The sequence below is a fragment of the Serratia sp. (in: enterobacteria) genome (genome assembly GCF_051654945.1).
GTDB lineage: Bacteria > Pseudomonadota > Gammaproteobacteria > Enterobacterales > Enterobacteriaceae > Chania.
Map to the genome: position 1 here is coordinate 46235 of NZ_JBOFZA010000085.1, position 15486 is coordinate 61720.

12 protein-coding genes and 1 riboswitch are annotated in these 15486 nt (G+C 55.2%); of the genes, 8 read left to right on the forward strand and 4 right to left on the reverse strand.

What is annotated here, in order from left to right:
- Nucleotides 1-446: 446 nt before the first annotated feature.
- The gene (gene leuO / locus ACRDCA_RS19635) at nucleotides 447-1394 is read right to left on the reverse strand and encodes a transcriptional regulator LeuO (protein ID WP_438691052.1); all 948 of its coding nucleotides are present in this window, start codon (nucleotides 1392-1394) and stop codon (nucleotides 447-449) included.
- A 919-nt stretch (nucleotides 1395-2313) separates the two neighbouring features.
- Between leuO and leuA the strand changes: the two genes are divergently transcribed.
- The 4 genes from leuA to leuD are packed head-to-tail and all read left to right on the forward strand — an operon-like array spanning nucleotide 2314 to nucleotide 7000.
- Entirely contained in the window at nucleotides 2314-3888 is a 1575-nt protein-coding gene (gene leuA / locus ACRDCA_RS19640) for a 2-isopropylmalate synthase (RefSeq protein WP_438691053.1), read from the forward strand.
- Nucleotides 3889-3890: 2 nt separating this feature from the next.
- Nucleotides 3891-4982 (forward strand): 3-isopropylmalate dehydrogenase, encoded by a 1092-nt coding sequence (leuB, locus tag ACRDCA_RS19645; protein ID WP_438691054.1) that lies wholly within the window; start codon nucleotides 3891-3893, stop codon nucleotides 4980-4982.
- Between the two features lie 3 nt (nucleotides 4983-4985).
- Entirely contained in the window at nucleotides 4986-6386 is a 1401-nt protein-coding gene (gene leuC, locus ACRDCA_RS19650) for a 3-isopropylmalate dehydratase large subunit (RefSeq protein WP_438691055.1), read from the forward strand.
- Between the two features lie 11 nt (nucleotides 6387-6397).
- Nucleotides 6398-7000, forward strand: a complete 603-nt coding sequence (leuD, locus tag ACRDCA_RS19655; protein ID WP_438691056.1) for a 3-isopropylmalate dehydratase small subunit — start codon at nucleotides 6398-6400, stop codon at nucleotides 6998-7000.
- A gap of 38 nt (nucleotides 7001-7038) precedes the next feature.
- Here the strand turns inward: leuD and ACRDCA_RS19660 are convergent, their stop codons facing one another.
- From ACRDCA_RS19660 to sgrT, 3 genes are all read right to left on the reverse strand, one after another.
- Nucleotides 7039-8511, reverse strand: a complete 1473-nt coding sequence (locus tag ACRDCA_RS19660; protein WP_438691057.1) for a DASS family sodium-coupled anion symporter — start codon at nucleotides 8509-8511, stop codon at nucleotides 7039-7041.
- A gap of 143 nt (nucleotides 8512-8654) precedes the next feature.
- The gene (locus ACRDCA_RS19665; protein ID WP_438691058.1) at nucleotides 8655-9842 is read right to left on the reverse strand and encodes a sugar efflux transporter; all 1188 of its coding nucleotides are present in this window, start codon (nucleotides 9840-9842) and stop codon (nucleotides 8655-8657) included.
- Between the two features lie 147 nt (nucleotides 9843-9989).
- Nucleotides 9990-10163, reverse strand: a complete 174-nt coding sequence (gene sgrT / locus ACRDCA_RS19670; RefSeq protein WP_438691059.1) for a glucose uptake inhibitor SgrT — start codon at nucleotides 10161-10163, stop codon at nucleotides 9990-9992.
- Nucleotides 10164-10255: 92 nt separating this feature from the next.
- Between sgrT and sgrR the strand changes: the two genes are divergently transcribed.
- The 4 genes from sgrR to thiQ all read left to right on the forward strand — a co-directional run bounded on the left by sgrR (nucleotide 10256) and on the right by thiQ (nucleotide 15454).
- Nucleotides 10256-11917, forward strand: a complete 1662-nt coding sequence (gene sgrR, locus ACRDCA_RS19675; protein ID WP_438691060.1) for an HTH-type transcriptional regulator SgrR — start codon at nucleotides 10256-10258, stop codon at nucleotides 11915-11917.
- Between the two features lie 37 nt (nucleotides 11918-11954).
- Nucleotides 11955-12070, forward strand: a riboswitch (TPP riboswitch).
- Nucleotides 12071-12193: 123 nt separating this feature from the next.
- Complete coding sequence (gene thiB, locus ACRDCA_RS19680; protein WP_438691061.1) at nucleotides 12194-13180, forward strand: thiamine ABC transporter substrate binding subunit; 987 nt, start codon at nucleotides 12194-12196, stop codon at nucleotides 13178-13180.
- Nucleotides 13156-14763: a thiamine/thiamine pyrophosphate ABC transporter permease ThiP gene (gene thiP / locus ACRDCA_RS19685; protein ID WP_438691062.1), complete on the forward strand. Its 1608-nt coding sequence runs from the start codon at nucleotides 13156-13158 to the stop codon at nucleotides 14761-14763. The genes thiB and thiP overlap by 25 nt, the downstream gene beginning before the upstream one ends.
- Nucleotides 14750-15454, forward strand: a complete 705-nt coding sequence (gene thiQ / locus ACRDCA_RS19690) for a thiamine ABC transporter ATP-binding protein ThiQ (protein WP_438691063.1) — start codon at nucleotides 14750-14752, stop codon at nucleotides 15452-15454. The genes thiP and thiQ overlap by 14 nt, the downstream gene beginning before the upstream one ends.
- Nucleotides 15455-15486 lie beyond the last annotated feature (32 nt).

Here is a 15486-nt window from a genome sequence, read left to right on the forward strand (position 1 = left end):
CTGAAATTAATCAACCGGTTAACCGTGAACTGAGTGGAAACTCTCGCATCTCAGCTTACACGTGTTTACTTTTTTTTTCGCAGTCTACCTAGTCTCCGGCTGTGGGAAAAGGGATTTCAGCGTCGAAGTGTGAGCTAAAACGTGCGGGCTTTCATTTCTCTTGATCTTGGACAAAAGGGAGTGCGAAAGGTTTACGCCAAACAGACAAAGTGGGATCGGCGACAAAGAAAGAGGATGGCAGGTTAAAATTTCAGCTGCACGCTACAGGGGCAAAATATAATTTCGGTCGGTCACGTTAATTAACTCTCGTGGGAAAATTGTTATTTCCCAGGGTGCCGAGATACAGAATTATCTTAGATTTACTTGAGTATATTCTTATTAATTTCCCGCATTACCCATTATCAACCCGACGCACTCGAAAGCGCGCTGGGCCAATAAATCTCTAATTAGCGCAATACGCCCGATTGGCTAAGTACGGACTTCATCCATTGATGACCTTTATCGCGCTCGGCAGACTCGTGCCAGGAGAGATAACAGGTGGCCATTTTCCTCTCCCAAGGCAGCGGAATTAATTTTAGCTGCAGAGCTTGCGTGTGCTGCTGGGCAAACCAGCGAGGAGCGATTGCCACCATCTCGGTCATGGCGACGATATTCAGTACGCTGTACAGATCGGTACACTGCTGAGTGACCGTGCGTTGTGCCGCTTCATCAAGATAGTAGGGTTTACTGAAGGAACAAAAGCGCTCTAATGAAATGACGGCATGGCGCTCCGCCAACATCTGTTTCTGACTAATGGTTCCCACCAGCCGTGGGTGAGACTGCGCGGCAACCAAGGTTAACTCATCGTCGAATAAGGCGATCTCCTGAAATTCGGGATGTTCAAGGCGGCTATAGCCGATCACAAACTCGGTTTCCTGATAGCGCAACTGATGCTCGATATTATGACTCATGTAGGACTTGGTCTGTATCTGCACGGAGGGGGCCATGCTCTTGACATTGTTAATAATTTTGGCAGTCAGGCGAATATCTAACGGGCTGCAGATAGAAAGCTCAAAGATACGTTCGCTGCTCAGGGCATCAAAGCCAGCGCCTGGCAGCTCATTTTGTACCAGTTGCAATGCCTGGCGAACCGGGCCAAAAAGCTGGCGGGCGCGCATGGTGGGCTGAATGCCACGGCCGAAGCGGACAAACAGTTCGTCGTTGAACATGATCTTCAAGCGTGACACGGCATTGCTGACCGCAGGCTGTGACATCCCTAAGGAATTTGCCGCCTTGGTAATATTCTGCATCTGCATAACTGCATCAAAAACAGTGAGTAAATTAAGATCCACACTGCGCAAATGAATATCACCGTTATCTTTCCTCAAGACAGTTCCTGAATTAAATTCAGACATATCCAAACTCCACTAAGTCCCATGTAGATAATCCCGCCAGCGCGCAGGGGAATAACAGGCACAGTCAGCGCCACGTTATTCCCACACAGCGAAATTAGTTATCCCTATTGACTCCCTATGGCAGACAGCAATCGGGCATCATCCTATAAAAATATGACACAGCGGTACATATTAGGCGTTGTTCGTCGGTTGGCAGCCTGGGCACATCGGTACATGACACGCCGATGGCATACAAACAAATTGGCAGGCAAAGCACCTGAGTTATGGATACCCGTTTGGTACTCATCAACCTAGGGATCAGACCATAAAACACGATGATGGACAATCATAGCAATGCAAAATAGGTCTCTTTAGCATCACTTAATTGATTGAAGCCGTTCAGTTCAGCGTTATGAATACGAACAACGAATGCATTAGTAGCAATAAATTGATTTCATGAATACAAACAGAGCTACATCAACATCCCATCAAGATCCTGCCGCTGTCTTTTTGTGCCATTGATAGATTTTAACCCAGTAGCATTGGTAATCAATGCAACAGCCTCGCTTTCAAAGCATTTATGCTAAAAAACGTCCGTTGCCCATTGGCTTTTACGCTGGCTTGGGCTGATTTTGCCGAGTTTCCATCTACCACCTGGCCCCGCGCTACCGTGCTTTTCAAACCCCCAGGTTTAATCAGGTGTTGACATGCCCCAGCCAATAAAGTATCAAATTAGGCAACGAAACAATTTTAGAGAAGCTGACCGCCATGATCCGTACTCAACGTCTACTAAGCCTACTACTAAACGCATCTTATGTGCGCGGTACGCTGGTGGACGGGATTCAAAGCTGATTCAGCCCATCATCTGCAAAACCCGCGCTACTGCGCGGGTTTTTTTTTACCCGCTTAGCGTGAAACAAACACGACAAGGAACAACACGATGAGCCAACAAGTCATTATTTTCGATACCACATTGCGTGATGGTGAACAGGCGCTGCAGGCTAGCCTGAGCGTTAAAGAAAAAATTCAGATCGCCATGGCGCTGGAAAGAATGGGTGTCGATGTAATGGAAGTCGGCTTCCCAGTCTCCTCCCCTGGGGACTTCGAGTCGGTACAGACCATTGCCCGCCAGATCAAAAACAGCCGCGTTTGTGGTCTGGCACGCTGTGTGGATAACGACATTGACGTCGCAGCCGAGGCGTTACGCGTTGCCGAGGCGTTCCGTATTCACGTCTTCCTGGCCACCTCAACCCTGCACATCGAATCCAAATTGAAGCGCTCCTTCGATCAGGTGCTGGAAATGGCCGTGCGCTCCGTGAAGCGCGCCCGCAACTATACCGATGACGTTGAGTTCTCCTGTGAAGATGCTGGCCGTACCCCGATTGATAACCTGTGCCGCGTAGTAGAAGCCGCCATCAACGCCGGGGCCACCACCATTAATATTCCTGATACCGTTGGCTACACCACGCCAAACCAGTTCGGCGGCATCATCACCACGCTGTATGACCGCGTGCCGAATATTGATAAGGCGATTATTTCCGTCCACTGTCACGACGATTTAGGCATGGCCGTGGGTAACTCCATCGCCGCCGTCCAGGCCGGTGCGCGCCAGGTAGAAGGCACCTTGAACGGCATCGGTGAGCGCGCTGGTAACTGTTCACTGGAAGAAGTGATCATGGCCATCAAGGTGCGCCAGGACTTTATGCAGGTGCATACCAATATCAATCATCAGGAAATCTACCGCACCAGCCAACTGGTCAGCCAGCTGTGCAATATGCCTATCCCGGCCAACAAGGCCATCGTCGGTTCCAACGCCTTCGCCCACTCCTCCGGTATCCACCAGGACGGCGTGCTGAAAAACCGCGAGAACTACGAAATCATGACCCCGCAGACCATCGGTCTGAAAGATGTGCAGTTGAACCTGACCTCCCGTTCTGGTCGTGCCGCGGTAAAACACCGCATGGAAGAGATGGGCTATAAGGAACAGGATTACAATCTGGACGTGCTGTACGCCGCGTTCCTGAAGCTGGCCGACAAGAAGGGCCAGGTGTTTGACTACGATCTGGAAGCTTTGGCATTTATCAACAAGCAGCAGGAAGAGCCTGAGCATTTCAGCCTGGAATACTTCAGCGTGCAGTCTGGCACCAACATTATGGCGACCGCCTCGGTCAAACTGAAATGTGGCGAAGAAGAGAAGTCCGAAGCCGCGACCGGCAACGGCCCGGTGGATGCGGTTTATCAGGCCATCAACCGCATTACCGACTACCCGATTGAACTGGTGAAATACCAACTGACCGCCAAAGGTCAGGGCCGCGACGCACTGGGCCAGGTGGATATCGTGGTGTCTTACAATGGCCGCCGCTTCCATGGCGTAGGCCTGGCAACCGATATTGTCGAGTCCTCTGCCAAAGCGATGATCCACGTATTAAATAATATCTGGCGCTCCCAGCAGGTAGAAAAAGAAAAGCAGCGCCTGCAGCAAACCAAACAGCATAATAATCAGGAAACGGTGTGAACATGACTAAGACTTACCACATTGCCGTCTTGCCCGGAGACGGAATCGGCCCGGAAGTAATGGCCCAGGCTCACAAGGTGTTGGACGCAGTGCGTCAACGCTTTGGCATCCGCATCACTACCAGTGAATATGACGTTGGTGGCATCGCCATCGATCGCCACAACACACCACTGCCCGCCGCGACGGTTACCGGCTGTGAGCAGGCCGACGCCATCCTGTTCGGCTCGGTGGGCGGCCCGAAATGGGAACACCTGCCACCAGCAGAGCAGCCTGAGCGCGGTGCACTGCTGCCGCTGCGCAAGCACTTCAAACTGTTCAGCAACCTGCGCCCTGCCCGCCTGTATCAAGGGCTGGAAGATTTCTGCCCGCTGCGTGCCGATATCGCCGCACGTGGCTTCGACATCCTGTGCGTACGTGAGTTAACCGGGGGCATCTACTTTGGCCAACCCAAGGGTCGTGAAGGTCAGGGCATGCACGAGCGCGCCTTTGATACCGAGGTGTATCATCGCTTTGAGATCGAGCGCATTGCCCGTATCGCCTTTGAGTCCGCCCGCAAACGCCGCAATATCGTCACTTCAATTGATAAAGCCAACGTGCTGCAAAGCTCTATCCTGTGGCGCGAAGTGGTAACCCAGGTCGCCAAGGATTACCCGGATGTGTCGCTGTCACACATGTATATCGACAACGCCACCATGCAGTTAATCAAAGATCCATCCCAGTTCGACGTGCTGCTGTGCTCCAACCTGTTCGGCGACATCCTGTCGGACGAATGCGCCATGATCACCGGCTCGATGGGCATGTTGCCTTCCGCCAGCCTGAACGAACAAGGCTTTGGCCTGTATGAGCCAGCCGGCGGTTCCGCACCGGATATCGCGGGTAAAGACATTGCCAACCCAATCGCACAAATTCTGTCAGCGACCCTGATGCTGCGTTACAGCCTGGGGGCCGATGAAGCCGCCGATGCGATCGAGCGCGCCATTAATCAGGCGTTGGAACAGGGCTACCGTACCGCCGATCTGGCCGGTGCCGGCAAAGCCATCGGCACCAGCGAAATGGGCGACATCATTGCCCGCTTCGTGGCTGAGGGGGCGTAAATCATGGCCAAGACCTTATATCAGAAATTGTACGATGCCCACGTGGTGCATGAAGCGCCAAACGAGACGCCGCTGCTGTACATCGATCGTCATCTGGTGCATGAAGTAACCTCCCCACAGGCCTTCGATGGCCTGCGCGCCATGGGCCGCAAGGTTCGTCAGCCGGGCAAGACCTTTGCCACCATGGATCACAACGTTTCGACCCAGACCAAAGACATCAATGCCAGCGGCGAGATGGCCCGCATTCAGATGCAGGAGCTGATCAAGAACTGTGCAGAGTTCGGCGTTTCGCTGTATGACCTGAACCACCCGTTCCAGGGCATCGTGCACGTCATCGGACCTGAGCAGGGCATGACGCTGCCGGGTATGACTATCGTGTGTGGTGACTCCCATACCGCCACCCACGGCGCCTTTGGCTCATTGGCGTTCGGTATCGGCACCTCGGAAGTGGAACACGTGCTGGCCAGCCAAACCCTGAAGCAGGGCCGTGCCAAGACCATGAAGATTGAAGTGACCGGCGATGCCGCCGAAGGCATCACCGCCAAAGATATCGTGTTGGCCGTGATCGGCAAAACCGGCAGCGCTGGCGGTACCGGCCACGTGGTAGAATTCTGTGGCAAAGCCATCGAGCGGCTTTCCATGGAAGGCCGTATGACGCTGTGCAACATGGCGATTGAGATGGGTGCCAAAGCGGGCCTGGTCGCACCAGACGACACCACCTTTAATTACCTGAAAGGCCGCCAGTTTGCGCCTACCGGTGAAAACTGGGAACAGGCCGTAGCCTACTGGCGCACCCTGAAATCCGACGCCGAAGCCAAATTCGATACCATCGTTACCCTGCGGGCGGAAGAGATTGCGCCACAGGTGACCTGGGGCACCAATCCAGGCCAGGTTATCGCCGTCGATCAGGCGATCCCTGCACCTGACTCCTTCAGCGATCCGGTGGAACGCGCCTCAGCGGAAAAAGCGCTGGCCTATATGGATCTGAAACCGGGGATCAAACTGACTGAAGTGCCAATCGACAAAGTGTTTATCGGCTCTTGCACCAATTCACGTATCGAAGATCTGCGTGCTGCCGCCGCCATTGCCAAAGGCCGTAAAGTCGCCGCGGGCGTGCAGGCGATTGTGGTACCTGGCTCCGGCCCGGTAAAAGCGCAGGCGGAAGAGGAAGGTCTGGACAAGATCTTTATCGACGCCGGTTTTGAATGGCGTCTGCCGGGCTGCTCCATGTGCCTGGCGATGAACAACGATCGTCTGAACCCTGGCGAACGCTGTGCCTCAACCAGCAACCGTAACTTCGAAGGGCGTCAGGGCCGGGGTGGGCGTACTCATCTGGTCAGCCCGGCGATGGCCGCCGCCGCTGCCGTTACCGGCCATTTTGCCGATATCCGTGAATTGCACTAAGGAGCACCACCGTGGCTAAATTTACTCAACATACCGGCTTAGTGGTGCCTCTGGACGCGGCCAACGTCGATACCGACGCCATTATCCCGAAACAGTTTCTGCAGAAAGTAACGCGTACCGGCTTCGGCCAGCACCTGTTCAACGACTGGCGTTTCCTGGACGATGCGGGGCAGCAGCCGAACCCTGAGTTTGTACTGAACTATCCGCGCTATAAAGGGGCCAGCATCCTGTTAGCCCGGGAAAACTTTGGCTGTGGCTCATCCCGTGAGCACGCACCATGGGCGCTGACCGATTACGGCTTCAAGGTGGTGATTGCACCAAGCTTCGCGGATATCTTCTACGGCAACTCGTTTAACAGCCAGTTGCTGCCGGTCGCGCTGAGCGAACAGGATGTGGACACGCTGTTTAAATTGGTGGCAGAGCACGAAGGCACTGAGTTTGTCGTCGATCTGGAAAACCAGACGGTGAATGCCGGGGGCAACAGCTATCCGTTTGAGATCGACAGCTTCCGCCGCCACTGCATGATTAACGGTTTGGACAGCATCGGCCTGACGTTGCAGCACGAAGCGGAGATTTCCCGCTACGAGGCACAGCAGCCTGCCTTCTTGAACTAAGCCAAGCGGGCGCCGCATGCGGCGCCCGCCGATCTAGATTACCAATAACCTAACCACTTCCACCACACCCCGCCAATCAATGCCCAAATCAGCAGGTTAACCACGCTCATGATAAAACCGGTTTTCCACCATTCACCCAGCGTGGCATAACCCGATCCAAAGATAATTGGCGCGGTGCCAGTACCATAGTGGGTTAATGACATCATCAGTGAAGATGAGAAAGCCAGGATCAAACCAAGCAGTGCTGGCGGTGCGCCAAGAGCAATACCAGCGGCAAAGAAGGCAGCAAACATCGCCGTTACGTGCGCGGTGGTGCTGGCAAAGAAGTAATGCGAATAGAGGTAGACGAGCGTGAGCAGAATAGTCCCGCCGACCCAGCTCATCCCCATATGATCGATACCCGAACCCACCGTTTGTGAAAGCCAGCCAATCAGGCCCAGTTTGCCGAGGTAGGTTGCCATCATCACCAGGGCGGCAAACCAGACCACGGTATCCCAGGCCCCTTTGTGCTTGAGCACATCGTCCCAGCTCAGTACCCCGGTTGCCAGCAGGATGGCCAGGCCGATTACCGCAGCCGTCGTCGGGTTAACCGCCAGAGCTGGGCCAAAAATCATTGCCGGAACCCCTGCCCACAACACCAGCAACAGGGCAAATACGCCCAGCGTGATTTTTTCTGGCAAGGTTATCTTCCCCAATACTTGCAGCTTATCCTGAGCAAAACGCGGCGCATCGGGGGTGCTTTTGATTTCCGGTGGATATAGCAGATAAACCACCAGCGGCATGACGATCAACGAGCAGACCGCCGGTACCAGCGCCGCCACTGCCCACATGGCCCAGGTCAGTTCGAACTCGGAACCGGCACCTTTGGCGATCAGATTAACAATCAGTGGGTTAGGCGCTGTGGCGGTGATAAACATCGCCGAGGTGATCGGGTTGATGTTGTAGTTTACCAGTGAAAGATAGCGGCCAATCTTGCCGGAGGTATTCAGCTCGGGCTTGGAACCAAAGCTGTCGGCGATCGATTTCATGATCGGGTGGATGATCCCGCCGCCACGTGCGGTATTGCTCGGCGTCACCGGTGCCAGCACGGTTTCCGCCAGGGTTAACGCATAGGCGATCCCCAACGTCTTTTTGCCAAACAACGAGATAAAGTAATAACCAATGCGCGATCCCAGACCGGTTTTATTCAGGCTCAGAGAGATCATGATCGAAAAACCGATCAACCAGATCAGCTGGTTGGAAAATCCGCTCAGCGCATCGTCCAGCGCCGCTCCTGGTTTGCCTGGGTTGGTCACGCCGGTCAATGCTACCAACGCAATAGCGATGATGGAGACGGCGCCGATCGGCATCGCCTTGCCGATGATGGCAATGATGGTGCCGATAAACAGCGCCAGCAGATGCCAGGCGTTCGGTGCCACCCCTTCGGGGACGGGGATCACAAACCAGATAAGCAGCGCGACGATAACGGCAAACAGGGAGGGAACAGGTTTGAGCGGTGTTAGTTTATCCATAACATACCCACTTTTATCAACGGGATCGGCATCTCGGCAGCAAGATGGATAAGAGCGCCAAGCTCGCGCTCTGAGTTCATTTATCTTAGTGAGAGTGAGGCCGTTGTCTCAATGATGTGTATCAACTAACGGGGCGTTATAGTTCACACTTCCCGAACTTTGGCGCACATCCACAGCGCCAGGATGGCGAGCAGCGTGATCAGGTAATACACCGCATAATGGCCAAAGTTTTCCACCAGCGCGCCTTGCAACACGCCAGCCAGGATCACCCCGGTCGAAATGCTGTTGGTAAACATGGTGGTTGCGGCCCCTGGCCGCCCTGGCATCAGGTCTTGAAAATACAGCATGCCTATCCCGGCAATAATGCCGATAAACACCGCGTTGAACAGCTGTAACACCATCAGGGCCGACTTGAACTTGAACAGCACCAGCCCGGCGTAAAACAGCACCCCCGCCGCGACCGCAAACAGCATCATATTGCGTTTGCCAAAGCGTTTGACGTAATAGCCTGCCAACAGCATGGCCGGGATTTCCAGCCCGGCAGCGGTCCCCATCAACCAACCTGCCAACCGTTCCGGCAGGCCGAGATCGGCGGTGATATACAACGGCATATCAATGATATACATGGTGTTGCAAGTCCACATCAGCATCGAGGCGACAAACAGCAGGCGCACATCGGGATCGCGCCAGGCGCTGATGGGCGCGATAGGCGGCGAATCAACGCTGATCTCCACCTCGGCACGGGGCACCGAAGGCAATATCAGCCATACCAGCAGCACGCTGATGGCAAAAATCACCGCCGCAATCATAAACATCACGGTAAAGCCGTAGTTCAGTGCCAGCATAAACGACAGCGGCGGGCCAATAACCCAGGCCAATGAAAGCTGGGCACGCATCACCGAACTGAACATCACCACTTCACGCGCCGAGCTGTCCGCATACTCACGCGCCAGAGCAAAAATCTGCGGCATGGCGGTATTGGCAATCGCCGCCAGCAGCACGCCACAGGTGATCAGCGTCAGGTAATCACGGTTGAACGCAAACAGCAGGCTGTTGCCCACCGCCATCGTACAGCACACCAGGATCAACTTGCGCCGATCGCCACGGGTATCCGAACGCTTGGCCAGCAGGAAGCTGACGAGGATCCCGGCGATGGCATTCACGGTATAGAACATGCCCACCCAAAGCGGGCGTACCTGCACCTCGGTGGTCAGGAACAGGCTCAGCGTGGGGGCTTGCAACGCTCCGGCAATGCCGGTCAGGAAAGAAATCAGCAGAAAAGCGGCAAAAACGGGATTAAAACGGCGCGGCAACCAGCGTCTGAAACTCATGGCGATATCCCTGTCCAGAAACGAAGAAGGCTATGCTACAGAAGGCAAATCAGAGATGAAAGCAAAGGCGGCAGATAAAAATGCCAGTGGGTTACCCCACTGGCTGGTGAAAAGCACCATTACTCAGAAACACTTTTGCGGTGAACGTCAGATACGCTCACGGTATTGCTTGTCGCTCAGCGTGGCGATGTCCCACTGGGTCAAGTGGGCTAACATCTCCAACCGTGCCTGTTCAGGTACCACTGTCAGCCAATCGGCTTTCTGGCAGCGGATCGCGGTGAAATAACGCTGATAAAACTGTTTAGCTAACAGAACCGTCATGAGTTAATCCTCCACTGTTTCAACTGTCATCATTATCGGCGTAATATAGGGAAAGATAAATTGACGACTTGATGCCAGAGAGTTCCTCTTTTATGTCCACCTCACGTCTGCAGCAACAGTTCATTCGCCTGTGGCAACGCTGCCATGGCCAAAGCACCGAAACCACGCTGCAAGAGTTGGCAGAGGTGCTCAGTTGTTCCCGCCGCCATGTTCGCTCGCTGCTGGGAGCCATGCAGCACGAGGGCTGGCTGACCTGGCAAGCAGAGTCCGGCCGTGGTAAACGCTCGCAGCTCAGCTTTCACTACACCGGATTGGCACTACAACAGCAACGCGCCGAAGAGTTATTGGAACAGGATCGCATCGATCAATTGGTCCAGTTGGTGGGTGACAAAGACGTGGTACGCCAAATGCTGCTTTCCCAGCTGGGCCGCAGCTTCCGCCAGGGGAAACACATCCTGCGCGTGCTCTACTATCGTCAGCTTTACAACCTGTTGCCCGGTTCGGCACTGCGCCGTTCAGAAACCCACCTGGCCAGACAGATCTTCAATGGCCTGACACGGGTAAATGAGGAAAACGGGGAACTCGATCCCGATCTTTCGCATCATTGGCAAACGCTATCCCCTTTGCACTGGCGCTTTTATCTCCGTCCGGCGATCCATTTCCATCATGGCCGCGAGCTGGAAATGGAAGACGTGATCCATTCGCTTAACCGTCTGATCCCTCAACCGCTGTTTTCACATATCGACCGGATCGTCTCGCCTACCCCCTATGTCCTCGATGTGCACCTGCACACGCCGGATTATTGGTTGCCTTGGTTGCTGAGCAGCGTGCACGCCATGATCCTGCCGCGTGAATGGCAAAGCCTGCCGGATTTTGCCCGCCATCCAATCGGCACTGGCCCCTATCGCGTGATACACAACAACCAGAGCCAGATGAAAATCCACGCCTTTGATGACTACTTCGGCTATCGCGCCCTGATCGATGAGGTCAACATTTGGGTGTTACCGGAAATAACCGAAGAGTTGGCACACTCCGGCGTTCAATTGCAGGGGGACGATACCGGTAGAAACGAGCTGGAAAGCCGCCTGGAAGAAGGCTGCTATTTTCTGCTGTTCGACCAGCGTTCGGCAGTGGCGGCCGATCCGGAGATCCGCAGTTGGCTCTGCGAGTTGATCAACCCGATTGCGCTACTGAGCCACGCCGGGCCACTCTACCAGCGTTACTGGGCACCGGCCTATGGCATCCTGCCGCGCTGGTTGCATAACCGTGTACTGGGGCGGCAACCCAAACCTGCAGGCTTAACCGAATTGACCCTGACCTTCTATAATGAACACTCCGAGTTCCACGCCATCAAACAGGCTATCGCCTCTCTGCTGGCCGAGCAGGGCATCAAGCTCAATGTACAGGTCGTGGATTATGAGGTCTGGCATAAAGGCAAGGCACAAAGCGATCTGTGGTTAGGCAGCGCCAATTTCACCCTGCCGCTGGAGTTTTCGCTGTTTGCCACGCTGTATGAACTACCGTTGATCCAACACTGCCTGACCGAAGACATCGCGCAGGATGCCGCTCTTTGGCGGGAAAATCGCCTGTCGATGGCCGAGTTTTGCCAACGTCTGGTCAGTAGTCATCAGTTGCATCCGCTATTCCACCACTGGTTGCAGCTACATGGTCAGCGCAGTATGCGTGGGGTGCGCATGAATACCCTCGGCTGGTTCGATTTTAAATCTGCCTGGTTTGCGCCGCCGGAAGCATAATCGCCTTCCACCCACGCCGGTTAGTCTCTACAATAGCGCCGACTCAACGGGGTGCGGAAAACCAGCCATCAGGCCTTCGGTTTACCGCTGAGAGCACACCCGTCGAACCTGATCCGGTCAATACCGGCGGAGGGATTTGAGCATGGCGCTGCTTTGTTGCTTATCCCCAATAGATTTCAAGTCGCAGCTAGGCGTGCAGTCAACAACGCTGCGGCTTGAAAGATGATGGGGATCGCCCTCAGATACCTTTGCCCCCTTACTTTTTAGGAGCGCAAAGTGGTCAAAAAATACCTGCCCTGTTTATTACTGCTAGCAGCAATGCCAGTTCTGGCCAAGCCAACGCTGACGGTCTACAGCTACGACTCTTTTGCTGCCGACTGGGGTCCTGGCCCGGCGGTAAAAAAAGCCTTCGAGGCCGAGTGTGACTGCGAATTGAAATTCGTGGCGCTGGAAGATGGCGTCTCGTTACTTAATCGCCTGAGAATGGAAGGCAAGAACAGCGCCGCCGACGTGGTGCTGGGATTGGACAACAACCTGCTGCAAGCCGCGCAGCAAACCGGTCTGTTCACCACCAGCCAGGTCGATACCAGCAAGCTCACCATTCCCGGTGGCTGGCACAACCAGACTTTCGTTCCCTATGACTACGGCTACTTTGCTTTCGTCTACAACAAAGACAAGCTGAAGAACCCGCCGACCAGCCTGAAAGAGTTGGTAAGCAGCGATCGCCCCCTGAAAATTATCTATCAGGATCCTCGCACCAGCACTCCAGGACTTGGCCTGTTGCTCTGGATGCAGAAAGTCTATGGCGACGAGGCACCGCAGGCCTGGCAACAGCTGGCCAAGAAAACCGTCACCGTCACCAAAGGCTGGAGTGAAGCCTATGGCCTGTTCCTGAAAGGGGAAGGCGATATGGTGCTGAGCTACACCACCTCCCCTGCCTATCATCTGATCGAAGAGAAAAAAGACAGCTATGCGGCGGCCAACTTCAGTGAAGGCCATTACCTGCAAATCGAAGTCGCTGGCAAACTGAAAGCCAGCAAGCAGCCGGAACTGGCCGAACGCTTCATGCAGTTTATGGTCTCCCCGGCCTTCCAGAACAGCATACCCACCGGCAACTGGATGTACCCAGTGATCAAAATGCCATTGCCAGCCGGTTTCGAACAGCTGACCGTGCCACAAACGGCCTTACAATTCAGCGCCGAAGACGTGGCACAACAACGTGGTAACTGGGTCCGGGCATGGCAAACCGCCGTCAGCCACTGATCCCCCGCTGGTTATGGCCGGGGCTGATTGCCGCCGGTCTGATCCTGCTTATCGCGTTGGCGGCCATGGGATCGCTGTGGCGTCATGCGCCTGAAAGCGATTGGCGCAGCCTGTGGCAAGACAGCTACCTGTGGCACGTGGTGCGCTTTACCTTTTGGCAGGCGCTGCTTTCTGCCGTGATCTCGGTGGTGCCAGCCATCTTGCTGGCCCGGGCCCTTTACCGGCGGCGCTTCCCTGGCCGTAACCTGCTGCTGCGCCTGTGCGCGATGACGCTGGTGCTGCCGGTGCTGGTGGCGGTGTTTGGCATGCTGAGCGTTTACGGCAGGCAAGGCTGGCTGGCAACGCTTTGCGGTTGGCTGGGTGTGAACTACAGTTTTACGCCTTATGGTCTGCAAGGCATTCTGCTGGCGCATCTGTTCTTTAATATGCCGCTGGCGACCCGTTTGCTGCTACAGGCGCTGGAGAACATCCCCACCGAGCAACGCCAATTGGCTGCGCAGTTGGGGATGAACGGTTGGCAACTGTTCCGTTTTGTGGAATGGCCAGCGTTACGCCGCCAGATCCTCCCCAGCGGTGCCCTGATATTTATGCTGTGTTTCGCCAGTTTCGCGACCGTGTTGTCGTTGGGCGGCGGGCCGCAAGCCACCACCATCGAGCTGGCGATTTACCAGGCTCTGAGTTACGACTACGATCTCGGGCGAGCTGCACTGTTGGCGCTGATCCAACTGGCTTGCTGCCTGGGGCTGGTGGTGCTCAGCCAACGTTTGAGCCAGGCTCTACCGGTCGGCCATACTCATGCTCAACGCTGGCGCGATCCGCAAGATAGCCTTGGGCGGCGCATTAGCGATACGCTATTGATTATCGCGGCTCTGCTGTTGCTACTGCCCCCTTTACTGGCGGTTATTATCGACGGAGCCAATCAAACCCTGGTCAGCGCATTGCAACAGCCCATCCTCTGGCAGGCCTTGTTTACCTCGCTGCGTATCGCCGTCGGCGCAGGTCTGTTGTGCGTAGTATTGACCATGATGCTGCTGTGGAGCAGCCGTGAGCTGAAGCTGCGACAACATGCCATCTGGGGCCAAACGCTGGAACTGAGCGGCATGGTGATCCTGGCAATGCCAGGGATTGTGCTGGCTACCGGTTTCTTCCTGCTGTTGAGCGATACCACCGGGTTACCACAGTCACCTTATGCGTTGGTGATCCTTACCAATGCGTTGATGGCGGTACCCTACGCGCTGAAAGTGCTGGAAAACCCCATGCGCGATCTGGCCGAGCGCTATAATCCACTATGTTTATCGCTGGATATCCACGGTTGGCGGCGGTTGCGCTGGATAGAGTTGAAAGCGTTGCAACGCCCGCTGGCCCAGGCATTAGCCTTTGCCTGCGTGCTGTCGATTGGCGATTTCGGCGTGGTGGCGTTGTTTGGTAACGAGCAATTCCGTACCCTGCCTTTTTATCTCTATCAGCAGATTGGCGCTTATCGCAGTAACGACGGGGCTACGACCGCCCTATTGCTGTTGCTGCTCTGTTTCCTGCTGTTTACCCTGATTGAACGATTACCGGGCCGCCATGCTGACGCTTGAAAAACTGACCTATCTGTACGAACACCTGCCGATGCGTTTTGACCTGCGCATTCAGCCGGGAGAACACGTCGCGGTGCTGGGCCCTAGCGGCGCGGGCAAAAGTACCCTGCTCAGCCTGATCGCCGGTTTTCTGCCAGCGGCCAGCGGCAAGCTGTGGCTGAACGGTAGCGATCATACTGCTTCGCCACCAGCCAAACGCCCGGTATCGATGCTGTTTCAGGAAAACAATCTGTTTGCCCACCTGACGGTCAGGCAAAATATCGGTCTGGGGCTGGATCCTGGCCTGCGCTTAACCGCCGCACAGCAGGAGCAGTTGGCACAGATTGCTCAACAGGTCGGGCTGGAAGATCATCTGCAACGCCTGCCGTCACAGCTTTCCGGTGGGCAGCGGCAGCGTGCTGCCTTGGCGCGTTGTCTGATCCGCCAACAGCCGATCCTGTTGCTCGACGAACCTTTTTCTGCACTCGATCCGGCTTTGCGCAGTGAAATGCTGCAACTGCTGCAAAACGTCTGTGACCAACGCCAACTCACGCTGCTGATGGTTTCACACAATCTTGAGGATGCTGCCCGCATCGCGCCGCGTACCCTGCTGGTGGTGGATGGCCGGATCTATTACGACGGCCCGACCCAGGCCCTGGTCAGCGGTAACGCACCGGAGGCCAAGGTGCTGGGTATTTCGGTTAAACCGTGATCTACCACGCGTTTTTTATGCTGAACCAATAA

What these genes read in the sequence shown, in the direction of transcription:
- leuO (WP_438691052.1), bottom strand. Translation starts at nt 1,394, where the DNA reads ATGTCTGAATTTAATTCAGGAACTGTCTTGAGGAAAGATAACGGTGAT.
- leuA (WP_438691053.1), top strand. Translation starts at nt 2,314, where the DNA reads ATGAGCCAACAAGTCATTATTTTCGATACCACATTGCGTGATGGTGAA.
- leuB (WP_438691054.1), top strand. Translation starts at nt 3,891, where the DNA reads ATGACTAAGACTTACCACATTGCCGTCTTGCCCGGAGACGGAATCGGC.
- leuC (WP_438691055.1), top strand. Translation starts at nt 4,986, where the DNA reads ATGGCCAAGACCTTATATCAGAAATTGTACGATGCCCACGTGGTGCAT.
- ACRDCA_RS19660 (WP_438691057.1), bottom strand. Translation starts at nt 8,511, where the DNA reads ATGGATAAACTAACACCGCTCAAACCTGTTCCCTCCCTGTTTGCCGTT.
- ACRDCA_RS19665 (WP_438691058.1), bottom strand. Translation starts at nt 9,842, where the DNA reads ATGAGTTTCAGACGCTGGTTGCCGCGCCGTTTTAATCCCGTTTTTGCC.
- sgrT (WP_438691059.1), bottom strand. Translation starts at nt 10,163, where the DNA reads ATGACGGTTCTGTTAGCTAAACAGTTTTATCAGCGTTATTTCACCGCG.
- sgrR (WP_438691060.1), top strand. Translation starts at nt 10,256, where the DNA reads ATGTCCACCTCACGTCTGCAGCAACAGTTCATTCGCCTGTGGCAACGC.
- thiP (WP_438691062.1), top strand. Translation starts at nt 13,156, where the DNA reads ATGGCAAACCGCCGTCAGCCACTGATCCCCCGCTGGTTATGGCCGGGG.
- thiQ (WP_438691063.1), top strand. Translation starts at nt 14,750, where the DNA reads ATGCTGACGCTTGAAAAACTGACCTATCTGTACGAACACCTGCCGATG.